This is a genomic window from Parabacteroides sp. CAG:2, from assembly GCF_000436315.1.
Taxonomy (GTDB): Bacteria; Bacteroidota; Bacteroidia; order Bacteroidales; family Tannerellaceae; genus Parabacteroides; species Parabacteroides distasonis.
This window is the reverse complement of the sequence record NZ_FR885301.1, coordinates 41055-61833: the sequence shown is the minus strand read 5'-3', so window position 1 is coordinate 61833 and position 20779 is coordinate 41055. Positions and strand designations below refer to the sequence as shown.

Annotated in this window: 19 protein-coding genes and 3 tRNA genes; 11 read left to right on the top strand and 11 right to left on the bottom strand. The window is 44.5% G+C overall.

The window, feature by feature from the left end; genetic code table 11:
- The first annotated feature begins 21 nt into the window (after nt 1-21).
- Nucleotides 22-1542 carry a RagB/SusD family nutrient uptake outer membrane protein gene (locus tag QVP94_RS10650; RefSeq protein ID WP_005859319.1) on the top strand — a complete coding sequence of 507 codons (1521 nt, stop codon included), beginning with the start codon at nt 22-24 and terminating at the stop codon, nt 1540-1542.
- An 87-nt stretch (nt 1543-1629) separates the two neighbouring features.
- Complete coding sequence (locus tag QVP94_RS10645; protein WP_022192573.1) at nt 1630-4047, top strand: prolyl oligopeptidase family serine peptidase; 2418 nt, start codon at nt 1630-1632, stop codon at nt 4045-4047.
- Nucleotides 4048-4274: 227 nt separating this feature from the next.
- Here the strand turns inward: QVP94_RS10645 and nagB are convergent, their stop codons facing one another.
- The 7 genes from nagB to QVP94_RS10610 form a co-directional block, all read right to left on the bottom strand.
- The gene (nagB, locus tag QVP94_RS10640) at nt 4275-5087 is read right to left on the bottom strand and encodes a glucosamine-6-phosphate deaminase (RefSeq protein ID WP_005859323.1); all 813 of its coding nucleotides are present in this window, start codon (nt 5085-5087) and stop codon (nt 4275-4277) included.
- A gap of 156 nt (nt 5088-5243) precedes the next feature.
- Nucleotides 5244-6440, bottom strand: coding sequence for an FprA family A-type flavoprotein (locus QVP94_RS10635; RefSeq protein ID WP_005859325.1), 1197 nt, complete (start codon nt 6438-6440; stop codon nt 5244-5246).
- A 62-nt stretch (nt 6441-6502) separates the two neighbouring features.
- Nucleotides 6503-7336 carry a prolipoprotein diacylglyceryl transferase gene (lgt, locus tag QVP94_RS10630; RefSeq protein ID WP_005859327.1) on the bottom strand — a complete coding sequence of 278 codons (834 nt, stop codon included), beginning with the start codon at nt 7334-7336 and terminating at the stop codon, nt 6503-6505.
- 95 nt (nt 7337-7431) lie between these two features.
- On the bottom strand, nt 7432-8328 hold the full coding sequence (locus tag QVP94_RS10625; protein ID WP_005867618.1) for a diaminopimelate dehydrogenase: 897 nt from the start codon (nt 8326-8328) through the stop codon (nt 7432-7434).
- Nucleotides 8329-8431: 103 nt separating this feature from the next.
- Nucleotides 8432-9433, bottom strand: a complete 1002-nt coding sequence (locus QVP94_RS10620) for a metallophosphoesterase family protein (protein ID WP_005859331.1) — start codon at nt 9431-9433, stop codon at nt 8432-8434.
- A gap of 32 nt (nt 9434-9465) precedes the next feature.
- A complete protein-coding gene (locus QVP94_RS10615) occupies nt 9466-10458 on the bottom strand; it encodes a sugar phosphate isomerase/epimerase family protein (RefSeq protein ID WP_005859333.1) in 993 nt (330 codons plus the stop codon).
- Nucleotides 10459-10472: 14 nt separating this feature from the next.
- A complete protein-coding gene (locus QVP94_RS10610; RefSeq protein WP_008779233.1) occupies nt 10473-11627 on the bottom strand; it encodes a Gfo/Idh/MocA family protein in 1155 nt (384 codons plus the stop codon).
- Between the two features lie 155 nt (nt 11628-11782).
- Here QVP94_RS10610 and QVP94_RS10605 point away from each other — a divergent pair, with 155 nt between their 5' ends.
- Complete coding sequence (locus QVP94_RS10605) at nt 11783-12742, top strand: hypothetical protein (RefSeq protein WP_022192572.1); 960 nt, start codon at nt 11783-11785, stop codon at nt 12740-12742.
- A gap of 57 nt (nt 12743-12799) precedes the next feature.
- Here the strand turns inward: QVP94_RS10605 and QVP94_RS10600 are convergent, their stop codons facing one another.
- Both QVP94_RS10600 and QVP94_RS10595 read right to left on the bottom strand, forming a co-directional pair.
- Nucleotides 12800-13111, bottom strand: coding sequence for an STAS domain-containing protein (locus tag QVP94_RS10600; protein WP_005859339.1), 312 nt, complete (start codon nt 13109-13111; stop codon nt 12800-12802).
- An 11-nt stretch (nt 13112-13122) separates the two neighbouring features.
- Nucleotides 13123-13536, bottom strand: coding sequence for an ATP-binding protein (locus tag QVP94_RS10595; RefSeq protein WP_012056072.1), 414 nt, complete (start codon nt 13534-13536; stop codon nt 13123-13125).
- A gap of 97 nt (nt 13537-13633) precedes the next feature.
- On the opposite strand from QVP94_RS10595, the gene QVP94_RS10590 reads away from it, so the two are divergent.
- Nucleotides 13634-14047 (top strand): hypothetical protein, encoded by a 414-nt coding sequence (locus QVP94_RS10590; RefSeq protein ID WP_005859344.1) that lies wholly within the window; start codon nt 13634-13636, stop codon nt 14045-14047.
- Between the two features lie 89 nt (nt 14048-14136).
- Here QVP94_RS10590 and QVP94_RS10585 read toward each other — a convergent pair.
- Nucleotides 14137-14208: transfer RNA gene (locus QVP94_RS10585), tRNA-Arg, on the bottom strand.
- A 187-nt stretch (nt 14209-14395) separates the two neighbouring features.
- Nucleotides 14396-15121, bottom strand: coding sequence for a DNA repair protein RecO (gene recO / locus QVP94_RS10580; protein ID WP_010182204.1), 726 nt, complete (start codon nt 15119-15121; stop codon nt 14396-14398).
- Between the two features lie 77 nt (nt 15122-15198).
- On the opposite strand from recO, the gene QVP94_RS10575 reads away from it, so the two are divergent.
- The 7 genes from QVP94_RS10575 to QVP94_RS10545 all read left to right on the top strand — a co-directional run.
- Entirely contained in the window at nt 15199-15603 is a 405-nt protein-coding gene (locus tag QVP94_RS10575; protein ID WP_005859368.1) for a DUF2721 domain-containing protein, read from the top strand.
- Nucleotides 15604-15719: 116 nt separating this feature from the next.
- Nucleotides 15720-15791, top strand: a tRNA-Glu gene (locus tag QVP94_RS10570).
- A 41-nt stretch (nt 15792-15832) separates the two neighbouring features.
- Nucleotides 15833-16087, top strand: coding sequence for a 30S ribosomal protein S20 (rpsT, locus tag QVP94_RS10565; RefSeq protein ID WP_005859369.1), 255 nt, complete (start codon nt 15833-15835; stop codon nt 16085-16087).
- Nucleotides 16088-16155: 68 nt separating this feature from the next.
- Nucleotides 16156-16230 (top strand) — tRNA-Glu (locus QVP94_RS10560).
- A gap of 171 nt (nt 16231-16401) precedes the next feature.
- On the top strand, nt 16402-18357 hold the full coding sequence (gene gyrB, locus QVP94_RS10555; protein ID WP_005859370.1) for a DNA topoisomerase (ATP-hydrolyzing) subunit B: 1956 nt from the start codon (nt 16402-16404) through the stop codon (nt 18355-18357).
- Nucleotides 18350-20134, top strand: coding sequence for a gamma-glutamyl-gamma-aminobutyrate hydrolase family protein (locus QVP94_RS10550; RefSeq protein WP_022192571.1), 1785 nt, complete (start codon nt 18350-18352; stop codon nt 20132-20134). Before gyrB ends, QVP94_RS10550 begins: the two co-directional genes overlap by 8 nt.
- A gap of 22 nt (nt 20135-20156) precedes the next feature.
- On the top strand, nt 20157-20779 hold a 623-nt coding region (locus tag QVP94_RS10545; protein ID WP_288213246.1), incomplete at its 3' end, for a gamma-glutamyl-gamma-aminobutyrate hydrolase family protein.

The following is a 20779-nucleotide window of genomic DNA, read 5'->3' as shown; positions in this document are numbered from 1 at the left end:
ACATCAAACAAAGGAAAAGATATGAAAAATATACAATTATTCAAACACATCGCAGCAGGACTGCTTCTAAGTGGCTCGCTTATCGGCACAAGCTGTTCCAGCGATTATATGGATACAATCCCAACCGAGAACGTTTCATTCACGACAGTATCCACTTCGCTCGACAATCTTTATCTTGCACTGAACGGTATTCATCGTAAGATGGTATCTCAAGACTTAGGCAACCAAGGTTTGGGAGGTGAGCCCGGTTTCATCATCGGTCGAGAAGCGTTGGCTGATGATTTGACATGGGACACGCAGACTTGGCATCAAGGTTTCTTAAACTGGAGTTATCCAACGAACGCAACAAGTTCGTACAACTCCGGTGAGTGGGAAACTTATTATAAGTTCATTTTGAATGCAAACAACATCTTGAAAGCGTTGAATGATAACTTTAGCGATGAGTCAAAACTCACAGATAGCGAAAAAGCGCTTGCGAACCATATCAAGGGCGAGTGTTTGGCAATTCGTGCATGGAGTCATTTCAATCTAGTACAATATTATGCGAAACCATATCGTAACGGACAGGACAACTCTCAACCGGGAGTTCCTTATCGTACGAGTCCGGAAATCGAGCCTATGGCACGTAATACGGTAGAAGAGGTGTACACGAAGATTCACGGGGACTTAGACGAAGCGTTGAACTTATTGGCAGACTATGAGCCAAATGATAAGAATCATTATAGCCTAGCATCGGTTTACGGATTGAAAGCACGTGCTCTTCTGACTCAACAGAAATACGCAGACGCAGCTACGGCCGCAGTGAATTCTATCAATGAAGCAGAGAAAGATGGCTGTAAGATCATGTCTCAGTCTGAATTGATGAATGGTTTCGCTAATATCACTTCCGCTACGAAAGAGGCGATGTATGCCGCAATGACACAGAATGACCAAACGGTTTATTTCTACTCTTTCTATGCGTATATGTCTTGGAACTTCAACTCCAGCTCTATCCGCACAGGTATCAAATGTATCAGCCAAAGTACTTACGACTTAATGTCGCCAACCGATCTTCGCCGTCAATGGTGGGATCCGACAGGAAAGGCAGAAGTACCCGCAACTTCTTACAACCAGCGTGTTTATCAGAACCGCAAGTTCACGGCACGCTCTACAGCTGATGCTGTAGGTGATTTTGCCTTCATGCGTATCAGCGAAATGTACTTGACTGCAGCCGAGGCTTTCGCTCGTTCCAATCAAGACGCAAAAGCAAAGGAATATTTGCAAGCCTTGTTGAAAGAACGTGATCCAGAGTACAAGGATTTGGGTAACACTGGCGCAAAACTAGCGGATGAGATCATGACACATCGCCGTATCGAACTTTGGGGCGAAGGTTTCCGTTGGTTCGACTTGAAACGTCTAGGTTTGCCATTGGATAGAACCGGGTCTAATTTTGACGCTACTTTCTGTGGTTTCTTGCACAAGGATCCGAATGCTGATGGTTGGATCTTCGAGATTCCAAAAAAGGAAACAGATTTCAACGACTTGATCGAAAAGAACTATTAACACTCTTTTTACGTTAACTTACATTAATCACAATCCCCAAAGTATACTTTAACAGGTTATCTTTGGGGATTTCTTATATCACTATTTATGAAAACAAATCATTTATTTTCAGCTCTGCTCTCTTTAGCGCTTATATGTCCTGGAATAGCGCAAGAAACACATTATCAACGTCCTCCTGCAGTTATCGAGGAAGTGGCCTTGGCCAAGCTTTCTCCTATCATCCGAATTAGTGATAACAATCAGTGGGCACTCCAGTTAGAGCGTTCCCCGTACCGGTCTATCGCCAAGCTTGCGCAACCGGAGCTTAAATTAGCGGGAATGCGTATCAGTCCCGAAACATTCAATACGAGCCGGCAAGCCGAATATACGGGTGCCAGTTTAATGAACATCGCTACTCAAGAAGAAATCAAGATAGAAGGAATTCCTGACAACGCAGTAATCACAGAAGCCTCATTCTCTCCTTCATCCAATAAGGTAGCTCTATTCGTGGAAGAAGCGGATGGCGTATACCTTTATATCTGTACCCCGGAACAGCCCATAGCGCAGAAAGTAAGTACCCGTAAAATCAACGCGACAAGTGGAGCGGAGATCTTATGGATTAGCGACAATGAGTTTATTACGCTTATGGTTCCGGGAAACAGGGGTAAGGCACCAAAGAAACCCACAGTTCCATCCGGTCCCATCATTCAAGAAAGTACTGGAAAGGTGATGCCCGCTCGTACCTATCAAGACTTGCTGAAAAATCCATACGACGAGCAATTATTCGACTATTATTTCACCTCCCAATTGGTACGTATAAAAGAGGGCATTGTGTACGAGATCGGAAAACCGGCAATCTACGGCAGTACGCTTTCATTATCCCCGGATAAATCTTTGTTACTTATCGCGACAGTTCATCGTCCGTATTCCTATCAAGTACCGGTATATAACTTCCCACAAAAGTTCGAGGTCATAGACTTACAAGGCAATTCCATTTATACGTTAGCGGATAATCCAACCGTCAATATTCCGATGGGATATGACACGACCTCGCCTTATCCCCGCCAATTCGGATGGAGATCGGATCAACCGGCTACCGTTTACTGGGCGGAAGCGCAAGATAAAGGAGATCCTAAGCAAAACAAGACCGATTTCATGGATATTATCTACCAAATAAGCTATCCGTTCAACAGCGAGAAACAGGAAGTCGCAAAGACAGAGAAACGTTTCCGCAACATCCTGTGGAATGACGATGCTTTCGCTTTATTGATCGAGACTTCCCGGGAGACTCGTAAAAACAGGACATTTACTTTTAAGCCTTGCTCTTCTGAGTCTCCGGTTCTATTATTCGATGTATCCACCGACGATAATTACAACAATCCGGGAAATCCACTTACGGTTAAAAATGCGTATGGTAAATATATCGTTTATATCAATAAAGCCCACAATGAGTTATTGATGCTTGCCCAAGGTGCCTCTCCTAAAGGGGATATGCCTTACCTTAGCCGTTACAATTTAAAAACAAAAAAGAACACAGAACTTTGGCGCTGCGAGGACGGATATTATGAGACCATCCTAAAGGTAGCGAATCCGGAAAAGCTGCAATTGATCACTTCACGGCAATCCATTACAGAACCGGCGAATCTCTGCTCTCGTGACTTGAGAAAGAAAAAATTCGCTCAATTGACTCATTTCGCCAATCCATATCCGGCCATGGCAAACGTTAGTAAACAAAAGATCAAGTATAAACGTGCGGATGGTTTGGATCTAACAGCGACCGTATACCTCCCTGCCGGATATGATAAAGCGAAGGACGGTCCATTACCTGTCTTAATGTGGGCCTATCCGAGAGAATATAAAAGCAAGGCCGAGGCTTCTCAGGTACGAGGTTCTCAATACATGTTTACGAATATCAACTATGGTTCTCCCGTCTATTGGGTTTTACGTGGATTCTGTATAATGGAAAATGTCGAGATGCCGATCGTTAGTACCAGTGAGGGAGCGGAGCCGAACGATGATTTCATTGAGCAATTGACAATGAACGCCGAGGCGGCCGTAAAAGTTATTTCCGAGATGGGTGTAGGTGATCCGAATCGTGTAGCCGTAGGAGGACATTCCTATGGAGCTTTCATGACAGCGAATCTATTAACACATACCAAGCTGTTCAAAGCCGGCATCGCACGTAGCGGGGCTTACAACCGTACGCTTACCCCGTTCGGCTTCCAAACAGAGACCCGTACTTATTGGGAAGTACCGGAAATATATAATGCCATGTCGCCATTCATGTCTGCCGATAAACTACATGGAGCTTTATTAATCATACATGGTGAGATGGATAACAACTCCGGAACCTTTCCGATCCAATCCGAGCGCCTGTTCAGTGCCCTAAAAGGCCACGGGGCGATCGCACGTTATGTGGTATTGCCCTATGAGAGTCATGGCTACGCCGCCAAAGAGAACATATTACATCTATTGTATGAATGTGACCTATGGCTGGATCGTTACGTCAAGAACGCAAAAAAGTAAGTAGTACTGACTTTGTCAATGAAGTATATATCCTCTGACAGGAAAAGTATATTTCCTCTAACCAGTGAAGTATATCTTCTATGAGGAAGCCAGCCGGCAGCCACCAATTGCCCTAAAACAACGATGCCCATCGTAAGGTTATAAGAATGCCCATCGTAAACTCCTTACAATGGGCATTCTTAACTCCTTATGATGGGCATTCAAAGAAAGCCCTATCTGAGATTCGTTTATTTTAGCAATGAACAAGGACAAAGATGATCCTTCTCGATATCCTTGAAATAGTTATAAGTACCTACCTTAAGATCCGCGCAAGCCGCCTCATCGCAAACAATGATTCCCTTCGGATGCAACTGCAAGGCGGTAATTGTCCACATTTGGTTCACGGCGCCCTCAACGGCTTGTTGCAACGCACGAGCCTTGTTATGACCATTTACCATGATCAATACCTCCTTAGCGTCAAGAACCGTACCTACACCAACCGTTACAGAAGTCTTCGGAACTTTATTCACGTCATTATCAAAGAAACGGGAGTTAGCGATAATCGTATCTGTAGTTAACGTCTTGATACGAGTACGAGAACTCAAAGATGAACCCGGCTCATTGAACGCGATATGGCCATCAGGACCGATACCACCCAAGAACAGGTCTACGCCACCGACCGCTTTCATGCGAGCCTCATAAGACGCACACTCAGCCTCCAAATCCTCGGCGTTACCATTCAAGATATTTACGTTCTCCGGTTTGATATCGATATGACTGAAGAAATTATTCCACATGAAAGAATGATAGCTTTCCGGATGATCTTTCGGAAGGCCGACATACTCATCCATATTGAAAGTGATCACGTTCTGGAACGATACGACACCCTGCTTGTTCAATTCAATCAGGTTCTTGTACATACCCAGCGGAGAAGATCCGGTAGGCAAGCCCAGTACGAATGGTTTTTCAGCGGTTGGATTCGCGGCTTTGATCTTCGCTGCTACATAATTGGCAGCCCATTTTGAGAGTTGCTCGTAATTAGGTTCGATAATTAATCTCATAACGTTACGCTTTTTTTAATTGAAAATTGAAAATTGGAAATTGAAAATTAAAGGATTCCCAATCTACGCATCTCGCCTTTCTTTTGTTTATAAATTAGATCTATTGTTAATAGCTTTCGTTTTATCTGTTGTCGGAGCCTTTAGACTTTTCAATTCTCAATTCTCCATTTTCAATTTCCCAGCCATTTCCTTGCCCAAGGCTAAACACTCCTCGTATTTAGTAGCGCTTAAACCTTGCTTCTGCTCAACCGGCGTACCGACAGTCTCCCACTTCATCTTCTCGCCAAAAGCCGCCAAACGTTTCACGGCGGCTCCAGCCCATGTGAAAGACCCGAAATAACCGAAAATACGATTTTTCACCTCACGCAACTCGATCTTACTCAACACAGCTTCCACCTCTGGGAACAATTGATTGCTATAAGTCGGGCTACCTACGATAACTCCCTTATATTTGAACACATCTTTCAAGATATAAGAAGAAGGGCTTTTGCTAACATTATGCATCACAATATTCTTGATGCCATTATCAGCCAAAGAAGCGGCGATCGCCTCAGCCATCTGCTCCGTGTTACCATACATGCTGCCATAAATAATAACCACGCCTTCCTCACCTTCGTAGCGGCTCATACGGTCATAGATATCGATCGCTTTCGACGCATATTCACGCCAAACAGGTCCATGGGTAGAGCAAATCGTCTGGATATCCAAGCCCGAAAGCTTCTGTAATGCCCTTTGTACTGGACTTCCATATTTTCCGACAATGTTGGAGTAATAGCGAATCATCTCTTCCCAATAATGCTCCACGTTCATCTCCGTATCGATCACACCACCATCCAATGTGCCATACGTACCGAACGCATCCGCGGAGAATACGATTTTATCCGTAACGTCATAAGTAACCATCACTTCCGGCCAATGCACCATCGGAGCCATATAAAATACAAGCTCATGACGACCCGTATTCAAGGTATCACCCTCTTTCACCTCAAACAAGCCTTCCTTGATGCCATGATATCCTTCCAGCATTCCGAAAGTCTTATTGTTTCCGACAATCTGTACGTCCGGATATTGCTGACGCAACAAACGGATACTTCCCGCATGATCCGGCTCCATATGATTTACCACGAGATAATCCAAAGAACGTCCGTCCAAGGCATCCGCTACTTTTTTCAAGAAAATATCAGAGTAACAAACATCGACCGTATCGATCAATACGGTTTTCTCGTCTACGATCAAGTACGAGTTATAGGAAACGCCGTATGGCAACGGCCACATATTCTCGAAGAGGGCCTTTTGACGGTCATTAACTCCTACATAATAAACTTTATCCGCAATTTCTTTTAACTTGTACATCTTTTTTAATTGATAATTGATAATTAAAAATTGAAAATAACAAAGCGTGTGCTCTCTAATTTTCAATTCTCAATTTTTAATTTTCCATTTCTTAGCGCTCTCCAGACAAACCAGCACCCTGCCAAAACAAACGGGATACTTAGCCATTGCCCCATATTCAACATCATTCCAGCCTCGAAAGGCTCTTGGTCATTTTTCACGAATTCGATGAAGAAACGAGACCCGAATACGCATATCATAAATACGCCGAAGATAAGTCCTTGCTTTTTCCATGCCTCTTTCTTGAAATATAGCCACATACAGATAGCGAACGTCACCAGATAACAAGCGGCCTCATACAATTGCGTCGGATGGCTCGGAGCTGTAAAAATAGGCTCCGCCCCCATTCTCCATGCGTGTAAATTATCGATAAAACGAAATCCCCAAGGCAAATCAGTGGAATGACCGTAAATCTCATGATTCATCAGGTTTCCCAGACGAATCATAGCAGCTACCAATCCTGTCGGAACCACCAACTTATCGAAAGCCCATAACATACTTTTATGGCTTACTCGCTTCGAGTAGAAATAAATGGCGATAATTATACCTAACGTACCACCATGGCTAGCCAATCCTCCCTCCCAAATCTTGAAAATCTCAATCGGGTTGGCTAAATAATATTCCGGAGCATAAAACAAACAATGCCCCAAACGGGCACCAATCACCGTACCGAGCATCGTATAAATCAAAAGGGAATCGATCCATGCGGGCGGCAGTCCCTCTTTTTTCCACATCCGCTCTACAATCATATAGCCAATAGCGAAACCAATCGCAAAAGCCAATCCATACCAACGAATCTCCCGGGAACCGATGGTAAAGATAGCGGGATCGGCAGTCCATGTAATAAAATCAAGCATAATTATTTCAGTTGGCAATTGACAATTGACAGTCGACAATCGCAAGTCAGGATTTCCCGAACTGTCAATTGCCAGCTGTCAACCATCAACTTATATTAAACGAGTCTTCTAATTAAGTTCTCTCTCTCGCCGTACAGCATATCGATTATCGGCAATTCGATCATCGTATATGCGCCCGGTTGTTGCTTCAAGCTCGCACGAGCGACAGAAACCAAGATTTGAGCGGTCAAGGCAGGGTTATTGATCTTCATATCGAATTCGATCAACTGGTTCTGAGTCTTGCCCGATACACCTTTACGAACCAAGTTCACACCATGTCCCATGTCCAACAAATTATCGACACATTCAACCTGCATTACATGAGTCTCATCATGAGCGAAATAATCATCCGCCTTGATAGCGGCAGACACTTGCTTGAAATCGTATCCGTCTTCTACCTCGATATAAACCATACGACGGTGTACACCTGTTCCCAAAGGAATCGTCATACTTAAAGCCGCCTTCACGCCTTCGATAGCCTTCACGGCAACCGTATGCCCCATACTCATTCCCGGACCGAAGTTCGTATAAGTAATACCTTTCGGCACCATCGCTTCTAACAAAGCACGTACCACAGAGTCGCTTCCCGGATCCCAACCGGCAGAAATTACAGCTACCGTATTATGAGCCTTCGCTACAGCGTCCAAAGAACGACGTAAATCCACGATACCTCCGTGTATATCGAAACTATCGACAGTATTGATGCCTAAAGCCAGAATCTCTTTCGCATGCTCTTCCACGCTACGTGTAGGAGTAGCCAAAACCGCTACGTCAACCTTATCTAACTTGGTGATGCTATCAGTAACCGTGTATGCCTTCAACTCGTCCGGAATATCATTCGGATTACGACGAATAATACCTGCTACCTCAAAATCCGGGGCAGCTTCAAGGGCCTCTAACACATATTTCCCGATGTTGCCATAACCTACGATGGCGGCTCTAATTTTCTTCATACTCTAGTTTTTACTTTTCAACCAACCGCAAAGTTAGATATAATTTAGAGCTTTAACAATAAGGAATACAGTTTTTATATCATTTTCAGAATGATATAGATCCTCACTCTTTCACGAATGAATCCGGATAGGTAGTAAGCTGCTCTACACCGGCTTTCGTACGAATCCAAGTCTTGAAGGTACGGGCTCCCTCGTTCAATTCGATCACACGTGCTCCATTTGGTATATGGATGTATTCCGTCGGACCACCCGTAAAACGACCGTAAGCCAATAATACGTCATACCAGCAAACCGCATAATCATCGTCATGATCATGACCGACAAATATACCCATCACGTCCCCATTCTCCTTAATCGCCGTAAATAAGCCGGAATTCAAGGCCGGAGCGCATGCCTTTTCCCTACGTATGCCATAGAGTTGGGCATTCTCATCGGAAGCCGCTTGATTAAACTCCGGCAACGCAATATGGAAGAAAGCCAAAGAAGGAACCGGCTCTCCCCCGTTATTCCGGGTAAACTCTGCGCTTTTCTTACAATACCAATCGATCTGGTCACGCTTAATATAATCGTATCCTTTTACCCCCTTGATAGTTGAATAGGTATTCGAATCGATGCAATACAAGACGAAAGCATCCTTCTTCCCGTCGGAGGAACGTACGGTCAAGGCGTAATTACCCACGCCTGAGATTTCGGGAACCTCATCCGCCGTTAAACTATACGGTAGGCTTTCGGCTACTTTCAGCAACTCCTCTTTTGTCGCCCCCTGCTCATTATCATGATTTCCGAAAACAATGGAGAATGGTATTTTACGGTCGGAGACTGTCTTCAATACATTCCGCATATTTTCCAACGCAGGCTTGCTATAGATAATATCTCCCGTAAAAATCACCAAGTCCGGTTTCTCGTCATCCAACACTTGGTTCATACGCTCAAAAGCGATGTCCGAACGAGGGTCTTGCCATTTCACATGCAAGTCCGTAAACTGTACAATCTTAAACTTCTTATCCGGATTAAACTTCAACCCCGGTTTTTGGGCAAATCCCAAAGAACTCAAGCCGGCGGCCAATAACAAGGCCCCGGCAAACATCCACTTTCTCACACTCATCAAATCTCGTGTTTTTTGTAATTAATAATTATTTATTCCTTTCCGAAACAAGCGTCGAACGCATGGGCGGAAGGTTGGAAATCCACTCTCTTCACCAATTCGCAAGATTCCCGTGCCCCATGTTCCCGATCCATAGCGCTATCTTCCCATTCCACGGAAAGCGGACCTTGATAGCCAATTGAATTCAAAGCACGGATAATCTCCTCAAAATTAATCTTTCCTCGTCCTAAGCTACGGAAATTCCAATATCGACGGGGATCGCCGAAAGTAACATGACCGCCGAATATACCCACCTGCTTAGGGGTATCACTCCAATATACGTCCTTCATATGCACATGGAAGATACGCTCCGGAAACTGATAGATGAAATCCACATAGTCCACCCCTTGATATCCTAGATGACTCGGATCATAGTTAAAACCGAAAGCAGGATGGTTATTTACCGCCTCCAATGCCCTGCGTGCGGAAAAAGTATCGAACGCGATCTCTGTAGGATGTACCTCCAACGCAAAACGTACACCCAGTTTCTGAAACTCATCCAAGATGGGCGTAAAGCGACGGGCGAAATCATCATACCCCTTTTGTATCATAGCGTCCGTTACCGGAGGGAAAGAATACAAATAATGCCAAATAGAACTACCCGTAAAACCTACAACCGTATCGACTCCCAACATCTTTGCCGCATGGGCGGTCCGGATCATCTCCTCGGTAGCCCGTTGGTGAACCCCTTCCGGATCGCCATCTCCCCAAATGTAATCCGGCAAGATTGCCTTATGACGCTCATCGATATTATCGCAAACAGCTTGTCCAACCAGATGGGTAGAGATCGCATAAAGCCGTAAGTCATATTTCTTTAACAGATCCTTGATTCCTTGATAATAAGCCGTATCCGTACGTCGGACATCCACATGATCGGGAAGTCCCAATTCCACACCGTCGTATCCGAATTCTTTCGCTTTTTGACAAACTGTTTCCAGTGATAAATCTCCCCACTGGAGGGTATATAATGTTACAGGACGTGCCATATATAGTATTATTTTTAGTCGATTATTTTTATCCATTTATTCTCTGTCGATCCGGTAGCTACAATCGTCTCGATAAACCGCATGCCACGGACACCGTCTTCGGCGGAAGGGAAATCCAAGGTTTCAGGAGCCGGTTCCTCACCAGCCAGAATCGATCGCAAAGCCAAGGCGAAATTCCGATACAAATTAGCGAATGCCTCTATATAGCCTTCCGGATGCCCGCCCGGCGTACGGGAATTATGAGCGGCGATACCCGACATATATCCATTGGAAGTACGGATGATCTCCGCCGGACGATCCGGCCAACGCATAATCATCGTATTCGGTTCTTCTTGACGCCATTCCAACCCACCTTTCTCTCCATACACACGAATATTCAAGCCATTCTCTACACCTACGGCGATCTGACTAGCGGTCAGCACCCCTTTCGCGCCTCCCTCATAACGGATCAATGCCGCCCCATCATCATCCAAAAGACGATCCGGCACGAAGGTATTCAATTCACCGCATAATTCCACGGCCTTCAGCCCTGTTATATATTCCGCCAGATTAAACGCATGAGTCCCGATATCCCCCATGCAACCGGCCTTACCCGACCGATTGGGATCCACCCGCCAAGCCGCCTGCTTATTAACATCAGCGCAGTCATTATATAGCCAGCCTTGAGGATATTCCACATAAATACGGCGTATCTTACCTAAATCGCCCCTGCGTACCCTTTCCCGAGCCTCCTTCACCATCGGGTAAGCGGTATAGGTATGAGTCAGCATAAACAATTTTCCGGTTTCCTTCACTTTGTCTCGTAATTGCTTCGCCTCATCCAAGGTATATGTCATCGGTTTATCCAGTACGACATGGAAACCATGTTCCAACGCCATCATGGCCGGACCGAAATGCACATGATTCGGGGTAACGATAGACACAAAATCCATCCGTTCGCCTTCAGGCAGGGTGGCCTCTTTCTCTATCATTTCCTGATAAGATGCGTAAATACGATTATCCGGTAAAAATAAAGATTGTCCGGTAGCCAATGAATTCTCCGGGCGAGAACTGAAGCATCCACAGACCAACTCGATCTGTCCGTCTAAATTAGCGGCGATACGATGAACGGCCCCGATAAACGAGCCTTGTCCTCCACCGACCATTCCCATTCTGATTTTTCGTTTCATGGTATTATTCCGTTTTATTAAACTAAGGTAATTACATTGTTGATTCACAAAGCTATGAAAAATAACCCTGCGTACGCCAATTTAACAGCTTAATATTTTTTAATTCACAAAATATATCGTTCCTTTGCGTCAAACATTTACCAAAAATATCAACTATGAAGAAAAATGAATTAGTGGCTATCGCCTGTCTGCTTTGTTTTTGTTGTTGTAATGGAACGGAAAAGGAAGTACCTAACCCCGACCTACAAGAGGAATTATCCCCCATACAGTTTACGATCGATTTACAAAAGGAAGTATTACCCTTCCCCGTAACCAAGAGTATTCCCGAGCTGAATATCCCTGAGCCTATTCCCCAAAATCCCGATGCCGAAGAAGATCCTTCTACACCGGATATCGATCCGGATAATTTATACAACCGGATCGATTATATCGTATACCAAAGCGGAAAACCGGACATTCTGGTAAAACATAAGCAATTCACGCCTCAAGATCCGGATTTCACGATCATTTATGATTCACTGCCCTCCGGCGACTATCATATTTGTTTCCTAGCCCACTCAGACAAGAATATCTCCGTGTCCGGACAAACCGCACTATTCAGTAAAGTCTCAGATACGTTTCATCTTTTTCTCACCCAAGAAGTACAAACGGGAGAAAGAATCATTAAAGATATCACCTTACAAAGAATCGTCGGCAAAATAGAGTTCATATCCGCCGATGGCGTACCTAAAGCCCTAAAAAGCTTCACGATAAATGTCTCCAATTATCAAAACAAGATTGACTTAACCACTGGGAATGGCATTTCTCAAAACACGCCTTATACACAAACCGACACTTTTAACGACTCTGATATCGGGAAAACAAATTTCTCCCATTCCTTCTTCACGTTTATCCCGGCTCCGGAATTCATGCTCAAAGCACACCTCTCGGCCAAAAATCAGATAAATGAAGTAACCCGGGAAAGAGAGGTTAATGACATCCTGCCTCTCATAAATCACATTATTCGTTATACTGGGATTCTCTACACCCCGAAGGAATCAGACGATACCTTCACCCTTGATATATTAAACGGTGGCAAATGGGATAGCCCCATCGACAAAGATCTAAAAGATTAATACAAAGCCGGTGTGCCAAATTTGACACACCGGCTACCTTTTTCCTAACCTTCACACTTATTTTGCGTCTTCTATCTTGAAGAGAGCGTTAAATCCCGTCAAACTAAAGGTCTCACGAACCACATTCCGCATACCGATCAAACGTAAAGACCCTTTCTTGGCAGTCGTCATTTTTTGTAATATTAAAAACAATCGGAGGCCCGCACTACTCACATATTCCAAATCAGAACAATCGACACATACTTTTACTCCCGGATTCTCCCATACCGGCAAAACCTTTTCCTCGCATTCGCGAGCCGTATTCGTATCCAATCTTCCTTTGATCTTAATTACAGTCTCTTCGCCTTTTTGGTCAATAACTACTTCCATATCTTTATATTTTATTCGGTTATTTTTTTCTTCATGATAAAGACATTCCGCTCATCTACTCTCTGATAAGAGACCTCATCCATAATCTTCTTGATCAAGAAAATACCCAACCCTCCGATTGGACGGTCTTCGGCAGATAAAGTAATATCAGGGTCTTTTCTTAAAGTCGGATCGAAAGCAATCCCATGATCTATCAAAGTCACGATCAATTCCCCACCTTCCCTGACCAACGAAATGTCTACGGCATCCTCAACATCTCCCTTATACGCATAAAAAATTATATTTGAGACAGCTTCTTCCATCACCAGATTCAGGCTCATCATGAAAGCGGTGCTTAATCCCAATTCTTCTCCAGCTTCTTCCAAGAACTCATTCATCATGGAAAGCTCATGAATATCGTTCTTAATGCGTAATGTTTTTTGCATATATCTGAAAATTTTGCGCTAAAGATATAAAAAAAAGAAATATCCTTTCCTTAAATTTGTATCTTTACCTCCGAATCGTATTTAAAGGTATAGAGTTATGGCTAAAAGATATTTAATAAACATATTCTTATTGATCGCCGTCTTATGCGGGTTCAGTAGTTGCGAGGAGGATCCGTATTATGATCCGTATGAGGAAATCACCTATGATTTATGTAATTATGTATGGACAGATTGGTTTGTCGTAGACGGCTTGGATTGTGAGCAGCAACTTACATTTAATCCGGATGGGAAAGGATGGGATACAAGAATTTATCATTACCCAAGCGGACGCATAGATCGAGAGGAAATTCCATTCTACTGGGACTGGAACAATTACTATACCGATATACTTTATATGGACTATGAAGACGGCCAAACAACACTAGAGAACGTATGGATTAGTGGTCGGACTTTTAAATGTCTATATAATGGCGAATGGGTAACGTTTAAGGCCTATCAAATAGGTCTCTAAAGGATATCTTTACGTACTTCCCCGGCAAAATCATACAATCCATCAAAAAGACAGGGATCTTTCCTCAATTGTTCGAACAGTCATACAAGTAGTCTCGCCGGGAATCGAACCCGGATCTAAAGTTTAGGAAACTTCTATTCTATCCGTTGAACTACAAGACCAACTCTTTTGAGATTGCAAAAGTATAATCTTTTCCTCAAATAGGCAACCGTTATCGGATGTTTTTCCCGCCTATCCGGAAGCTTCTCATTATTTCCGAAAAAACATGTACGTGTTTCCGGAAAAACATGTACGTCTTTTTCAAAAAACACGTACGTGTTTTCAAGAGCTAATATAACATCAAATAGATCAATCAAATAAGCTTTGCATCACCGATAACGATTTGATTTCCGGAAAATCCGGGAGATGTAGACGGTAATACTCAAGAATACGATGAATAATACGGGCCCGCTCTTGCCGGGAAAAACCATAAAGCGACATATTCTCAAAACTGATACGCAGCAAACGGGAAAAGAAAGCGCTCTCCACCTTATTTAAATAATGCCGATGCATCGGGATATGATCCGTAAACACCCCATTCAACATATCGAAATAATATCCCACCCTATGCGATTCCATATTCGGGAAAATACCGAGATGGTGGAGAAGACCTAACAAGAAAACCATATGAAAATTAGCGATACCTTTATCCGCATACTCCAATAGATGTATGGACTCGTATAAATAATCAAATAAACGGGGATCCGGCTCCGTATCTTTCACGACCCTAAAAAGAACCTCCGAGAGGAAAAGCGCCAATACATTCTTAACCGGATCACAACAAACATCATTCAGCGGAAAACAAATGCGGGTCTCCTTAATCCGGTGCAAGTCCCGCTTATTCAAGTGCTCCACCTCCATTTCCAGAACGGACAAAGGTATAAACAAAGCCTTCGATACCGTGCTTTTCTTCCCTCGGCTACGACTAACCAGATACGAGGCCCGGCCAAACGCCTCCGTATACATATATATAATAGAATATTTATCATTGTAAGGGATCGTATGCAAGACAATCCCCCTCGTTTTACACAACATAATTCGTATCTTTGCGACGATGATTAAGAACAAAGATACTCAAATTAACGTTATACATATAATTAAAGTATAGAATTATGTTGGACTTAACGACCCCTTCTTTATTATTTTCCGCCATATCATTGATATTGTTGGCCTATACGAATCGCTTCCTTTCATACGCCAGCGTAGTGCGTGCCTTGAAAGAAAAGCATCAGCAAACCCATGACCCCAAGGATATCGCCCAGATAGCGAACCTGCGGAAAAGGCTCTATCTGACCCGTTCCATGCAAATATTAGGAATACTCAGTTTGCTGCTCTGCGTGATCGCTATGTTCTTCATTTATGTATCGTGGCAGGTTTTCGCCGCATGGATATTTGGCATAGCCTTATTGCTATTAGCGGCGTCGTTATGTGTATGTATCTGGGAAATAAATATTTCCGTTAAAGCCTTGGAAATTCATCTGGAAGATATAAGTTCTAAAGAGAAGTTAAAACAGTGAGTAGTATTAAATTTTCCTTCGAAATGTTTTGCCAGTTCAGAGAGATCGTCTATCTTTGCACTCGCAATCGGGAAATCACTTTCTTAGAACGCTATAAGTGAGAGCTTTGACATTTTGGCCCATTCGTCTATCGGCTAGGACGCAAGATTTTCATTCTTGAAAGAGGGGTTCGATTCCCCTATGGGCTACAATAAACAGGATTAAAAAACAATAAAGAGAAGATCTAGAAATGGCAAATCATAAGTCATCAATCAAGAGAATCAGACAGACAAACGCAAGACGTTTGCGTAACAGATATTACGCAAAGACAGCTAGAAACGCTATGAAAGTTTTGCGCGCTACTGAAGACAAGAATGAGGCACAAGCTTTATTCCCTAAGGTATGCTCTATGTTGGATAAGCTTGCAAAAAAGAACGTTATCCACAAGAACAAGGCCGGTAATCTGAAATCTAAGTTGGCTAAGCACGTTAATGCGCTAGCATAAGCAGAAGGTAATTACTTTTACAAGTATAAAGCCGGACTCTCAATAAGCCCGGCTTTTTTAAACCTGATGGCCCATTCGTCTATCGGCTAGGACGCAAGATTTTCATTCTTGAAAGAGGGGTTCGATTCCCCTATGGGCTACCAATCAAAAGGAGAGAGATAAGTTTATGGCTTATCTCTCTCCTTTTTTACTACACCCGTCCTTTTTTCGCTATTTTCACATCCCCCACTTCGCTATCTCGATAAAAATCACTACATTTGTTAGATTTTTTTTGAGGACATAGATAATTACAGATTTTAAAGAAAGATAAACTCATGAGTGAAGAAATTAAGAATACTTCTACAGAGTACTCCGCAGATAGTATTCAAGTACTTGAAGGGTTAGAGGCAGTACGAAAAAGGCCATCCATGTATATTGGCGATACCAGCGAGAAAGGTCTCCATCACTTAGTGTATGAGGTCGTAGATAACTCCATAGACGAAGCGCTAGCCGGATATTGTACATACATCGACGTGGTAATCAATGAGGACAACTCGATCACGGTTACCGACGACGGCCGTGGTATCCCCGTGGATATTCATGAGAAAGAAGGTAAATCAGCCTTGGAGGTAGTACTGACAGTGCTGCACGCCGGCGGTAAGTTCGACAAGGGAACCTATAAAGTATCCGGTGGTTTGCACGGTGTGGGTGTATCTTGCGTAAACGCCCTCTCTACTTATCTGAAAGCGGAAGTTCGCAGGAACGGCAAAGTACATATGCAGGAGTTCTCTTGCGGAAAGCCGTTGCACGACGTACAGGTTATCGATAATACGGATAAAACAGGTACTACGATCTCTTTCAAGCCGGACGGTTCTATCTTTACGGTCACGGAATACAAGTATGATATCTTGGCTACCCGTTTGCGTGAATTAGCATTCTTGAACGCAGGTATTACGCTACGTCTGACAGATAAGCGAGTTCTGAAAGAAGACGGTTCATTCAAGTCCGAGGTATTCCATTCGGATGAGGGATTGAAAGAGTTTGTCCGCTATATCGACCGTTCTAAAGAGAAACTGATTCCAGACGTAATCCATATCGTTACCGAGAAGCAGGGTATCCCTGTCGAGGTGGCGTTAACTTATAATACTTCTTACAACGAGAGCGTATTCTCTTACGTAAATGATATTAACACGATAGAAGGTGGTACACACTTAGCCGGTTTCCGCCGGGGTCTGACCCGTACGTTGAAAAAGTACGCCGAGGATTCTAAATTATTGGAGAAAGCCAAGGTGGAGATTCAAGGGGATGACTTCCGTGAAGGTTTGACCGCCGTTATCTCTATCAAGGTAGCCGAGCCTCAGTTTGAGGGACAGACAAAGACGAAGCTGGGTAATAGCGAGGTTACCGGTGCCGTGGATATGGCGATCGGCGAGGCGTTAGGCTATTATTTGGAAGAACATCCGAAAGAGGCGAAAATAATCGTCGACAAGGTGATCTTGGCCGCTCAAGCCCGCCATGCCGCTCGTAAGGCTCGCGAATTGGTACAACGCAAATCTCCGCTGACAGGAGGTGGGCTCCCCGGTAAATTGGCGGACTGTTCCTCTAAAGACGCAGCGATCTGCGAATTGTTCCTTGTCGAGGGAGACTCCGCAGGGGGTACGGCTAAGCAAGGACGCGACCGTAACTTCCAAGCGATCCTACCATTGCGCGGTAAGATATTGAACGTGGAGAAAGCGATGGATCATAAGATCTTCGAAAGCGAGGAAATCCAGAACATCTATCGCGCGATGGGCGTAACCGTCGGTACGGAGGATGACCCGAAAGCGTTGAACATGGAGAAGCTGCGTTACCACAAGGTGATTATCATGACCGATGCCGATGTGGACGGTAGCCACATCGCCACATTGATCTTGACCTTCTTCTTCCGCCGTATGCGTTCCTTGATCGAGAACGGATATGTGTATCTGGCGACTCCTCCCCTCTATTTGTGTAAGAAAGGTAAGGTTGAGGAATATTGCTGGACCGAGCAACAACGTCAGCAGTTCATCTTAAAATATGGAGGAGGCAACGAGAACTCGATCCATACACAACGATACAAAGGTTTGGGAGAAATGAACGACCATCAATTGTGGGATACGACCATGAACCCGGAAAACCGTACGTTAAAGCAGATCACGATCGACAACGCAGCCGAGGCTGACCAAATCTTCGCCATGTTGATGGGTGAAGACGTAGGCCCTCGCCGCGAGTTTATCGAGGAAAACGCTACATATGCTAACATAGATGCTTAAAATCATGAAAGTCCGTCGTCCGAATCTAGAGGCCCTATACAAAGAAGTTGATAATTATATACCGGCTAAAGAAAGCCTTCAACCTCCCCGAATAGGAATATCCGCTAACCGGAGAGACGGACTTTCCTGTATAGCGGAGACCTACGTGCAAGCCGTGCTGGATGCGGGGGGAGCCCCGGTACTTATCCCGGTGATCACGGATCTGAAAGCATTGACCGTACTGGTTTCCGAACTAGACGGATTGGTTATGAGCGGGGGTGGAGACATCAATCCGCTCTATTTGCATGAGGAGCCTATCCCGCAATTGCAAGACGTAGATACGCTACGTGACGAATACGATTTGATCTTGCTTCGCTTGGCCGCTAACCGACAAATTCCGATCATGGGTATTTGCCGAGGGCATCAGATCATGAATGTAGCGTTCGGAGGAAGTGTCTATCAAGACATCCATTCACAAGCCGATCACCCGCTATTGAAACACAGCCAGACATTGGCGCGGGAATATCCGTCGCATACGGTAACTCTCGAACCGGGAACGAACCGGCTACGCACTATTTTCAATGGAGAAGAACAAATCCTTGTCAACTCTTTCCACCATCAAGCGGTAAAAGAGGTCGCCCCCGGATTTAGGGCGACAGCGACCGCCCCGGATGGAATCAATGAGGCTATGGAACATACGGAGAAAACGATATTCGGTGTACAATGGCATCCGGAGGCCATGGCTCCGCAAGGGGATGAGGCCATGAAAGCCCTATTCGCTTACCATATCGAGAATGCCCGCCGTTTCGCGAAAGCCAAAGCGATCCATCAACGGATCGTGACGATCGATTCCCATACAGATACCCCGATGATCTTTCCCGGTGAATTTAATATCGGGGAGAAAGAAGGAGGGAAAGTAAATCTTCCTTTTATGGAAGAAGGGCGTATCGACGCAACCTTTATGGTCGCCTATATCCCGCAAGGTAAACGAGATGAGGCATCCTTACAGGCAGCGACAGCGTATGCGATAGAACGGCTGAATCAAGTAAAACGCCAGCAAACCTTACATCCGGACCGGATGGCTATAGCGACTACCCCCCAAGAGATCCAGACGATTAAGGCGCAAGGGAAAAAAGCGATCTGCCTCGGCATCGAGAACGGGTACGCTTTAGGGAAGCAGGTCGAAAACCTACGGATGTTCAAGGAGATGGGAGTTTCTTATATCACCTTATGCCATAATGGGGATAACGATATTTGTGATTCCGCTAGAGGAAAACAGGAATGGAAAGGACTAAGTCCTTTCGGTAAGGAAGTGGTAAAAGAGATGAACCGATTAGGAATCATGGTTGATATCTCGCATGCGGCGGAAAGTACCTTTTATCAGGTACTGGAAGTGAGCGAGACGCCAATCATAGCCTCCCACTCTTCCGCACGTGCGCTTTGCGATCATCCCCGCAATTTAACGGATGATCAACTGAAAGCACTGGCCGCTCAAGGGGGTGTCGCCCAAATCTGCCTATACAAAGGATTCATCAATAAGGAAGAGAACAAAGCTTCTTTAAGTGACGCTATCCGCCATATCAATCATATCGTGAATTTAATCGGTATCGATCATGTAGGAATCGGCTCGGATTTTGACGGAGACGGGGAACTGATCGGTTGCTCGGCTACCAATGAGTTGATTAACATTACCGTCCGACTTTTAGAAGAAGGATATACAGAAGAAGATATACGGAAAATATGGGGTGGGAACTTGCTAAGGGTTATGACCGCTATACAAGATTTCCCAAACAAATAGCAAACGAAAACAACTACATATTATGAAAAAGATCTTATACACAGCAATATGCGCCTGTAGTATCTTATGTGGAGCACAGGCACAGACACCCGGATCGGAGGTACCCAACTTAAAAAAGCTATATGAGTTGACAGACTCTTGCGATGTAAACGTGCGGGCACGATTCTCCCCATTGATCGGGATTTCCGCCAGTATCTCAAGTGGTGCTTCCCGGGTAGGGGCCACCTATATCCAATCCATCGTAAAGGCAGGGGGAACTCCGGTTATCATCCCGGCTGTTACTGACGGTAAGGTACTCAGGAATATCGTATCGAATTTAGACGGGCTAGTTCTTATAGGAGGAGCGGATGTAAACCCTCTATGGTATGAGGAGGAGCCTCGGGAAAAGCTGGAGGAAGTCGATCCGGTACGCGATTTGTATGAGTTGAAACTAATCAAGATGGCTACCGACCAAAATATTCCCGTCTTAGGCATATGCCGGGGATTGCAACTGTTGAATGTAGCGTTTGGCGGTACGCTTTACCAAGACATCCCCTCACAACGTGGCGATCATTCTGTCAAGCATAGGCAAGATTTACCCAGTTCGTATGGCTCACACCGTGTCTTTGTTGACGCGAACTCACAGCTAGCCTCTATTCTAGGGAA